General features: G+C 65.1%; 7 protein-coding genes and 1 pseudogene. 1 reads left to right on the top strand and 7 read right to left on the bottom strand.

Features of this window, described 5'->3' with window-relative positions; genetic code table 11:
* Positions 1-114: 114 nt before the first annotated feature.
* The 5 genes from VDP82_RS08740 to typA all read right to left on the bottom strand — a co-directional run bounded on the left by VDP82_RS08740 (position 115) and on the right by typA (position 5,955).
* The gene (locus tag VDP82_RS08740; protein ID WP_323014463.1) at positions 115-2,259 is read right to left on the bottom strand and encodes a sodium-translocating pyrophosphatase; all 2,145 of its coding nucleotides are present in this window, start codon (positions 2,257-2,259) and stop codon (positions 115-117) included.
* Positions 2,260-2,479: 220 nt separating this feature from the next.
* Positions 2,480-2,794: a DUF167 family protein gene (locus VDP82_RS08735; RefSeq protein ID WP_323014462.1), complete on the bottom strand. Its 315-nt coding sequence runs from the start codon at positions 2,792-2,794 to the stop codon at positions 2,480-2,482.
* Positions 2,795-2,797: 3 nt separating this feature from the next.
* Positions 2,798-3,094 carry a YggT family protein gene (locus VDP82_RS08730; protein ID WP_323014461.1) on the bottom strand — a complete coding sequence of 99 codons (297 nt, stop codon included), beginning with the start codon at positions 3,092-3,094 and terminating at the stop codon, positions 2,798-2,800.
* 295 nt (positions 3,095-3,389) lie between these two features.
* Positions 3,390-3,998 carry a DedA family protein gene (locus tag VDP82_RS08725; RefSeq protein WP_323014460.1) on the bottom strand — a complete coding sequence of 203 codons (609 nt, stop codon included), beginning with the start codon at positions 3,996-3,998 and terminating at the stop codon, positions 3,390-3,392.
* 142 nt (positions 3,999-4,140) lie between these two features.
* On the bottom strand, positions 4,141-5,955 hold the full coding sequence (typA, locus tag VDP82_RS08720; protein WP_323014459.1) for a translational GTPase TypA: 1,815 nt from the start codon (positions 5,953-5,955) through the stop codon (positions 4,141-4,143).
* 295 nt (positions 5,956-6,250) lie between these two features.
* Between typA and VDP82_RS08715 the strand changes: the two genes are divergently transcribed.
* Positions 6,251-6,931, top strand: coding sequence for an outer membrane protein (locus tag VDP82_RS08715; RefSeq protein ID WP_323014458.1), 681 nt, complete (start codon positions 6,251-6,253; stop codon positions 6,929-6,931).
* 230 nt (positions 6,932-7,161) lie between these two features.
* On the opposite strand, the gene VDP82_RS08710 is transcribed toward VDP82_RS08715, so the two are convergent.
* Positions 7,162-9,282 (bottom strand): putative bifunctional diguanylate cyclase/phosphodiesterase, encoded by a 2,121-nt coding sequence (locus VDP82_RS08710; protein ID WP_323014457.1) that lies wholly within the window; start codon positions 9,280-9,282, stop codon positions 7,162-7,164.
* 143 nt (positions 9,283-9,425) lie between these two features.
* Positions 9,426-9,954, bottom strand: a pseudogene (locus VDP82_RS08705) (argininosuccinate synthase); the annotation flags it as partial.

Genomic DNA, 9,954 nt, shown 5'->3' with positions numbered 1-9,954 from the left:
CCCGCTTGTGCCGTGGGGGTGGGTGCCCCGGGTATCTGGCCCGGGGGCAGCGCCGGTGGCAAGAAAAAAGGCCCGGGGATTTCCCCCGGGCCTTTCGGTTTCATCCAAATCGCCTCAGCCCAGATGCGCCAGCACGGCCAGGAGCAGCAGGGCGACGATATTGGTGATCTTGATCATCGGGTTGACGGCGGGGCCCGCCGTGTCCTTGTAGGGATCGCCGACGGTATCGCCGGTGACGGACGCCTTGTGGGCGTCCGAGCCCTTGAGGTGCTTGACCCCATGGCTGTCGGTGAAGCCGTCCTCGAAGCTCTTCTTGGCATTGTCCCAGGCGCCGCCGCCGGCGGTCATGGAAATGGCGACGAAGAGGCCGGTGACGATGACGCCCATGAGCATGGCGCCCAGGGCCGAGAAACCGGCGGCGGGGCCGGCAATCCAGGTGATGACGAAGAAGACCACGATGGGGCTGAGCACCGGCAGCAGGCTCGGCACGATCATTTCCTTGATCGCGGCGCGGGTCAGCATGTCCACGGCCCGGCCGTAATCGGGCTTTTCCGTGCCGGCCATGATGCCCGGCTTCTCCTTGAACTGGCGGCGCACTTCCACCACCACCGCTTGCGCGGCGCGGCCCACGGCGGTCATGCTCATGCCGCCGAAGAGGAAGGGCAAAAGCCCGCCAAAGAGCAGGCCGACCACGACATAGGGATCGGCCAGCGAGAAGGTGAGCGCGCCCATGCCCGAGAAGATGGCGGGGGCGTCGGGCAGGTTGGCGAAGTAGATCAGGTCCTGCGTATAGGCGGCGAACAGCACCAGCGCGGCCAGGCCGGCCGAGCCGATGGCATAGCCCTTGGTGACGGCCTTGGTGGTGTTGCCCACTGCGTCCAGCGCGTCGGTATTGTGGCGCACCGAGGCGTCGAGCCCGGCCATTTCGGCAATGCCGCCGGCATTGTCGGTGACGGGGCCGAAGGCGTCGAGCGCTACGACGATGCCGGCGAGCGCCAGCATGGTGGCGACGGCAAAGGCGATGCCGAACAGGCCGGCAAGGTTATAGGTGACGATGATGCCGGCGATGATGACGATGGCCGGCAGGGCGGTGGATTCGAGCGAGACCGCCAGGCCCTGGATGACGTTGGTGCCATGGCCGGTGACCGAGGCCTCGGCGATGGAATTGACCGGGCGGCGGTTGGTGCCGGTGTAATATTCGGTGATGATGATGATCAGCCCGGTGATGACCAGACCGGCCACGCCGCACCAGAACAGGCTCCAGGGGGTGAAGGTCTTGTCGCTGGCTTCGATCACCACGCCCATGTCGCCGAAGATCAGCCAGAGCACCGGCAGCAGGGCGATCAGCGAGAGCACGCCGGTGGCGATGATGCCCTTGTAGAGCGCGCCCATGATGTTGTTGTCGGCGCCCAGCTTGACGAAATAGGTGCCGATGATCGAGGTGACCACGCAGGCGCCCCCGATGGCGAGCGGCAGCACCATGCCGATGAGCTTATAGGCCTCGGGCAGGATGATGGCGGCCAGCACCATGGTGGCGACGATGGTGACCACATAGGTCTCGAACAGGTCCGCCGCCATGCCGGCGCAGTCCCCGACATTGTCGCCCACATTGTCGGCGATGGTGGCGGGGTTGCGCGGATCGTCCTCGGGAATGCCGGCCTCGACCTTGCCCACCATGTCGCCGCCCACATCGGCGCCCTTGGTGAAGATGCCGCCGCCCAGACGGGCGAAGATGGAAATCAGCGAGGCGCCGAAGCCGAGCGCCACCAATGCATCGATGACCACGCGGCTGGTGGGGGCGAAACCGAGGAACTGCGTCAGCACGATGAAATAGAGCGCCACGCCCAGCAGGCCCAGCCCCGCCACCAGCATGCCGGTGACCGCGCCGGACTTGAAGGCGAGATCGAGCCCCTTGCCGAGAGAGCCCACGGCGGCCTGGGCGACGCGCACATTGGCGCGCACCGACACGTTCATGCCGATGAAGCCGGCGGCGCCCGACAGCACCGCGCCGATCAGGAAGCCGATGGCGGCATAGATGCCCAAGAGCACGAAGGCGGCGACCAGGATGACCGCGCCGACAATGGAAATGGTGGTGTATTGGCGCTTGAGATAGGCCGAGGCCCCCTCGCGCACGGCCGCCGAAATCTCCTGCATGCGGGCGGTGCCGGCATCGGCGGCAAGTAATTGTTGAGTGGTGATTACGCCATAGACGATAGACAGACCGCCGCACAGGACGATCAGCCATAGTGCCAAAGTCATTCTTAGTCCCTCTAGGTTTCCTCCGGGGACTTACCATCGGGCCGGCCGGCCCCTCTTGCCGGCTAGAGCGCCGGGCGATCCGATAAAATCGGATCGAGCGCTCTATCTGTTTGTTGTGGCATCGGATTCGTCCGAAAACCGCTTCGCACTTTTCGGTCCGATGCCTAACAGGCGACCACGATCAAGCCCCTCCGAAGCCGAGCTTAGCGGGATTGACTGGTTAAGCAATGGAAAATGCGTCGAGCCTGTGCGCCAGAGCCGGGCCGTCCCCGGCGATGGAAACGGTCTTGAGCCGCGAAGTCTGCCCGCTGGTGAGCGCCATGGAGGAGCGCGGCACGGAAAGGGCTTTGGCCAGAAGCGCCAGCACGGCGGCATTGGCCTTGCCGCCATCGGGCACGGCGCGCACCCGCACGCGCAGCACCGCCCGCCCGTCATCGCGGATCTCGACGCCCTCGACGGCGTCGCGCCCGGCATTGGGGGTGACGCGCAGATAAAGGCTCAGCCCCTCGGGGCCGAGCCGGTAGCAGGCGGGCAAGGCTCAGTAGAGCCGCAGCATGCGCGGCAGGTCGTTGGCGATGAAGGATTGCAGGAAGAAGATGATGATGAACACGATGATGGGCGAAAGATCCATGCCGCCCATGGGGGGGATGAGGCGGCGGATGGGCCGCAGGATCGGCTCGGTGATGGAATTGACCGCGCGCCAGACCGTGTCGACGAAGGCATTGCGGGTGTTGATGACGTTGAACGCGATCAACCAGCTCATGATGATCATGATGAGGAACACCCACCAGACCAGGGAAAGAATGATGGAGAGGGTCTGCAGGATGGCGATCATGGCGGCCTTGAATCCTTGTGGCTGTCAGCGTCCCTATTTAAGGGCCGTTGCAAACGGCAACAAGGCCCGGACGCACAATAGTCGAGGCCCCGCTCCGGGTCGCACGGAACGAGGCCCCAATGACTGACATCCGGTACGCAATACATCAAAACCCGGACACCGGCTTCAATGCAGGAAGCGTGCCAGTCGGGCCGGGCCCGCAATCGCGGGGGCAAAGATTAAGGCCTTGTGAATATTCGCATTTCGGGGCCGCTCCTGCCTTGCAGAATGCAAGGGCCTCGCATTCTGCAAAAGCTCAGGCCGGCTTGCGGGCCGGCTTCCAGGTGAAGACGCGGTAGAGATAGACCAGCACGACCAGGGCCAGAACCAGATAGCTCAGCGGGTCGAGCACCACCTCGATGATCTCGTAATGCTCGTGCAGCAGAAAGCCGGCGCTGGTGAGGAACAGGTTCCAGACCAGGGCGCCCGTGCCCGAGGCGATCAGAAAGACCGGCAGGGGCATGCGGGAAAGGCCGGCGGGGATGGAGATGAGCGTGCGGATGAGCGGGATGAGCCGGCCGAACAGCACGATGATGGGGCCGAAGCGCCCGAACCAGGCCACGGCCACGTCGATCTCGTCGGCATTCATGGCCATGAAGCGTCCGAAGCGGTCGGCCAGCAGGCGCACCCGCTCGAGCCCGAACAGCCGCCCGGCAAAATACCACGGCAGCATGCCGGTGACCGCGCCGATGGTGGCGGCGGCCAGCACGCCGAGGAAATCGAGATCGCCATTGGCGGCGGCAAAGCCGGCAAAGGGAATGATGAGTTCGGACGGAATCGGGGGAAAGATCGATTCCGCCAGCATGACCAGGAAGATGCCGAGATAACCCAATTCGGAAATGGTCTGGATGATCCAGTCGGTCATGGCGCAGCCTCAAATAGCACTCTGTGTCGTCCCCGCGAAGGCGGGGGGCCCATCCCGAGGTCTACAGGCGTCCGGTGAACGTGGCGTTATCTCAGGATGGGTCCCGGCTCAAGGCCGGGACGACATCGTGATCGTCGCCCCTTCAGGCCGATTTGGCGGCGCGGCTCTGCTTCTTGCGCTCGTTGGGGTCGAGCCAGATCTTGCGCAGGCGGATGGATTTGGGCGTCACCTCGACATATTCGTCGTCGGCGATATAGCCCAGGGACTGCTCCAGCGTCAGCTTCTTGGGCGGGGTGAGGCGCACCGCCTCGTCCTTGGAGGTGGTGCGGATATTGGTGAGCTGCTTGCCCTTGAGCGCGTTGACCTCGAGGTCGTTGTCGCGGGAGTGCTCGCCGATAATCATGCCCTCATAGATATCGACGCCGGCATCGATCATGATCGGGCCGCGATCCTCGAGGTTCCACAGGGCGAAGGCCACCGACTGGCCGGTGCCGTTGGAGATCATCACGCCGGTGCGCCGCCCGCTCAGCTCGCCCTTATAGGGCACGAAGGAGTGGAAGAGCCGGTTGAAAATGGCGGTGCCGCGCGTGTCGCTCAAAAGCTCGGCCTGGTAGCCGATGAGCGAGCGGGTGGGGACCAAAAGGCGCAGGCGGGTGCGGCCGATGCCGGAGGGGCGCATATCGGTCAACTCGCCCTTGCGCTCGGTGAGCTTCTGCACCACGGCGCCGGTATGCTCGTCATCGACGTCGATGATGACTTCCTCGACCGGCTCCATCTTCACCCCGTTCTCTTCCTTGAAGAGGACTTTCGGGCGGCCGATGGTCAGCTCGAACCCTTCGCGGCGCATGTTCTCGATGAGCACGGCGAGCTGGAGTTCGCCGCGGCCGGCGACGTCGAAGCTGTCATTGTCCTCGCCGGGGGTGACGCGGATGGCGATATTGCCCTCGGCCTCGCGCATCAGGCGTTCGCGGATGACGCGGGACTGCACCTTGTCGCCCTCGCGCCCGGCCAGGGGACCGTCATTGATGCGGAAGGTGACCGAGAGGGTGGGCGGGTCGATGGGCTTGGCGGCCAGGGGCGTGGTCACCGAGGGCAGGGCGATGGTGTCGGCCACGGTGGCGGTTTCCAGCCCGGCAATGGCGACGATGTCGCCGGCGACGCCCTCCTCGATCGGGTTGCGGTCGAGCCCGCGGAAGGCCAGCACCTTGGAGACGCGGCCCTTCTCGACGACCTTGCCGTCGCGGCTCAGCGCATGGATGGCATCGCCGGCCTTGATGCTGCCCGAGTGGATGCGGCCGGTGAGGATGCGCCCCAGGAAGGGATTGCGCTCGATGGTGGTGACCAGCATGCGGAAGGGGCCTTCCTCCACCCGGGGCTCGGGTACGTGTTCGATCACCTTGTCGAGCAGCGGCCCCAGGCTTTCGCGGGCGCCGCCCGGCTCATTGGCCATCCAGCCCAGCTTGGCGGCGCCGTAGAGCACGGGGAAGTCGAGCTGTTCGGGGGTGGCGTCGAGCGCGATGAACAGATCGAAGATCTCCTCGAGCACTTCCAGGTGACGCTCGTCGGACTTGTCGATCTTGTTGATGGCAACGATCGGGCGCAGGCCCTGGGCCAGCGCCTTGGAGAGCACGAATTTGGTCTGCGGCATCGGGCCTTCGGCCGCGTCCACCAGCAGCACCACGCCATCGACCATGGACAGGATGCGCTCCACCTCGCCGCCGAAATCGGCGTGACCGGGCGTGTCCACGATATTGATGCGGGTGTCCTTGTACAAAAGCGAGGTCACCTTGGCCAGGATAGTGATGCCGCGCTCGCGCTCGATGTCGTTGGAATCCATGGCGCGTTCCTCGACGCGCTCGTTCTCGCGGAAGGAACCGGACTGCTTGAGCAGCACGTCGATCAGCGTGGTCTTGCCGTGGTCGACGTGGGCGATGATGGCGATATTGCGCATAGACATGAAAGGGTCCGCCTTCTCGTGCATGATCCACAAAACCGCCCCACGGGAGCGCGCTCGGGTGGGCGGGGAAGAGCAAACCATGCGGTATGAATGCGCCGGGGCCGAAACGGGGAGGCCCGGCAGGGTCGGGCGCTGCATAGCGCAACGGGGCCCAATCCACAAGGTTTGTCTCCGCAAGGCGGGGTTGCATCCTGCCGGGACCGGTAAGCCTAAATTAACCATGTTTGTCGAAACTGAGTGAAATCAGTGACTTAGCATGGTGGTGAGAATGATCGGCCGCTGTTTGAGTGGATGCATGCTCGTCCTGGCGTTCACCGTTACGGCTGGCGCGGCCGATTACGCCGGCGCCTCCCCTCCGATGCCGCTGCGCCCATCCTATGAAATCACCGCCGGCGGAGACTGGAGCGGCGCCTCTATCGGGGTCCATATCGGCCAGGGTTGGGGGCAGGCCGGCAATGACTGGGCAAGTCCCCCCGGCTATGGCTGGACGCCGGACGGCGCCATGGACTACCGCAGCCTGGCCGGCGGCGTGCAGGCCGGCTATCAGCGGCAGGTCGAGCAGGTTGTTCTCGGTGTCGAGGCCGATGTGAGCCTGGCGCGCCTGCTGGCCGATGACGCCGCGTTCGAAGGCCGGCTGAACGAGATGGAAATCGACGCCCTGGGCACGTTGCGCGGGCGCTTGGGCTGGGCCGCCGACGCGGTGATGATCTATGCCACGGCCGGCCTGGCCGCCGCCCGCTTCAGCAAGGGCGATGCCGGCAATGAGCGGGGCACGCCGCAACTGGCCACCGGCTGGGCCCTGGGCGGGGGCGCCGAATTGGCCGTCACCGATGCCCTGAGCCTGCGCGCCGAATATCTGCATGTGCGGCTGGGCGACGTCACCAGCCCGCTTTTCGTCGGCGGCGCCGGCTATCTGCACCGCGCCAATGCCCCGACGGTCAATCTGCTGCGCATCGGCGCCAATTACCGCTTCTAGAGCGTTTCCAGGAAAAGTGGATACCGGTTTTCCGGTTCGCAAACGCGATAAAACAAACACTTAGAGCGTTTCGCCTTTGATCCGAGACGGTCTTTCTTCACCTCTCCCCCAAAGGGAGAGGGGACGAAGGAGCCGATGCTTCCGAACAAACGTGAAATATTCTCAAGCGTGTCGCGATCTTCCAGATTCGCGTGATGGCGTGCCCCAGGAAACCTGACCCCTCCGGGCGATCAGGACGCCTTCTTGCGCGCTGCGGCGGTGTTGGAATGGAGCAGACTCGCCAGCGCGGGCGGCGGCAAAGGCGGGGAGAACAGGAATCCCTGCACCTCGGAGACGCCCTGCGCCCGCACAAGATCGAGCTGTTCCTCGGTCTCCACCCCCTCGGCGGTGGTGGACATGCCCAGGGACTGGCCCAGCCCGATCACCGCCTTGATGATGGCCTGGCTGTCGCCGCGACTGGTCAGGTCGCGCATGAAGGAGCGGTCGATCTTGATCTTGTCGAAGGGGAAGGAGCGCAGATAGGAGAGCGAGGAATAGCCGGTGCCGAAATCGTCCATGGAGATGCGCACGCCCATGGCGCGCAGATCGTGCAGCACCTTGAGGTTGGTGTCGTTCTCGGCCAGCAGCAGGGATTCGGTGATTTCGAGCTCGAGGCGGGTGGGGGCGAGCCGGGCCTCCTTGAGCGCGGCCTGCACCACGTTGAGCAGGTCGCGGCTCTTGAACTGGATGGGCGAGAGATTGACCGCCACCCGCACATCGCCCGGCCAGCTCGCCGCAGTGCGGCAGGCCTCGCGCAGCACCCATTCCCCGATGGCCACGATCAGCCCGGTTTCCTCGGCGATGGGGATGAACTCCACCGGGGAGACGGTGCGCCCCTCGTGATCCCAGCGCAGCAGCGCCTCGACGCAGGTCACCCGGTTTTCCCGCAGGCCCAGCAGCGGCTGGAAGACCAGACGCAACTCCCCCCGCTGCAGGGCCATGCGCAGCCCCGCCTCGATGGAGCGGCGCATCTGCAAATCGGCATCCATGCCCGCTTCGAAGAAGTGATAGGTCGAGCGCCCCTCGCTCTTGGCCCGGTAAAGCGCCAGGTCGGCATTCTTGACCAGCGCGTCGGTCTTGACCCCGTCGCCGGGACCGATGGCGATGCCGACGCTGGCGCCGATCTCGATCTGCTGGCCGCCGATCAGCATGGGGGTGCCGATGGATTTGATGATGCGGTCGGCCACCCGCGCCGCGTCGGCGGCGCTGTCGATGGGGCGCATGAGCAGGGCGAACTCGTCCCCGCCCAGGCGCGCCAGCACGTCGGTCTCGCGCGTCGTGCCCCAGAGCCGGGCCGAAGCCTGCTTGATGACCTCGTCGCCCACCGCATGGCCCAGCGTGTCGTTGACGGCCTTGAAATGGTCGAGGTCGATATAGAGCACCGCCGCCATCTCGCCCCGGCTGAGACCGGCCTCGGTCTTGGCCATCTGTTCGAGAAATTCGATACGGTTGGGCAGGTCGGTCAGGGCGTCGTGGCGGGCCAGATGGCGGATGCGGGCCTCGTTCTGGCGCTGCTCGGTAATGTCCTCATGGGTCGAGACCCAGCCGCCATCCTTCATCGGATGGTGCTGCATCATGATGGTGCGGCCATTGAGCTCGTGGATGTTCTTGCCATATTCGCGCCGGGCGATGACGTCGCGCCGCCAGGCGATATAGTCCTCGCGCGTGCCGCCGGCGCTCATGCCCATGTCGAACAGATGGCTGAGAATGTCCTCGAGCTGGGTGCCGGGCTTGAGCAGCTCGACGGGAAGATTGTAGATGCGCGCATAGGGCTCGTTGCAGATGACCAGGCGGCCCCTGGCGTCCATCATGCACAGGCCCTGGGAGATGTTGTTCACCGCCGCGTCGAGCCGGATATTCTGCCGCTCCAGCTCCAGCTTGCGCTTCTGCATGGTCTCGGCGCGGGCGATCTCGTCGGTGATGTCCTCGTGGGTGATGACCCAGCCCAGCCCCTCGGAATAGATATGGCCGGTTTCGATGGTGCGCCCGCCATTGACCACCTCGCGGCTCCTGGTGCGCGTGCCGCTGCGGTTGGACAGCAGGTGGGCGGTATAGGCCTCATAGAAATCGGTGACGCTCTGGCCCTCGTGATTGCCCAGGCTGAGCGAAAGCTGCACCACCTCCTCGAGGCTCATGCCGCGATGGATGGCATCCCGGGCAAAGCCATATATGTCGCGGTAGCGCTTGTTCCACATCACCAGGCGGAACTGCGGCGACCAGACGCAGAAGCCATAGGGAATGTTCTCGAGCGCAGCATCGAGCAACAACGCTTCGGCCATCTCGCTCAAGCTGCCCGACCCCTCGGCCTGCACGCGACACCTCCCCTCGTGGGCCGCACAGGACGGCCGGGGCAAAGCTAGGGCGGTTCGCGTTAATGAGGGATTAAGTGAGGGACCGGAAAATATTTCCGGCGCTGAAACGGCGACCCCGGCGCGGTGCGCCGGGGTCCCCAGGCTCAGCGGCGGGCGCGGGCGTGGCGCGCCGCCCAGGTCGTGAGCCCCAGCCCGTTGAGGCGGATGAAGCCTTCGGCGTCCTTGTGGTCATAGGCCACGGCGCCTTCCTCGAAGGTGACGAGGTCTTCCGAATAGAGGCTATAGGGGGAGGTGCGGGCGACCACATTGGCCGAGCCCTTGAAGAGCTTGACCGTGACCTCGCCGGCCACGAATTCCTGGCTCTTGTCGATCAGGGCCTGGAGCATTTCGCGCTCGGGCGAATACCAGAAGCCGTTATAGATCAGCTCGGCATATTTGGGCATCAGCTCATCTTTCAGATGGGCCGCGCCGCGATCGAGCGTGATCGATTCGATGCCGCGATGGGCATGCCAGAGCACGGTGCCGCCAGGGGTCTCGTAGACGCCGCGCGACTTCATGCCGACGAAGCGGTTCTCCACCAGGTCGAGCCGCCCCACGCCATGCCTGCCGCCCAGCTCGTTGAGCTTTTCGAGCAGGCTTGCCGGCGAGAGCTTCACCCCATTGACCGAAATC

The organism is Devosia sp. (assembly GCF_034675085.1).
Classification (GTDB): Bacteria; Pseudomonadota; Alphaproteobacteria; order Rhizobiales; family Devosiaceae; genus Devosia.
Note: the sequence above shows the minus strand (reverse complement) of the source record. Positions and strands in the feature narration are given on the sequence as shown.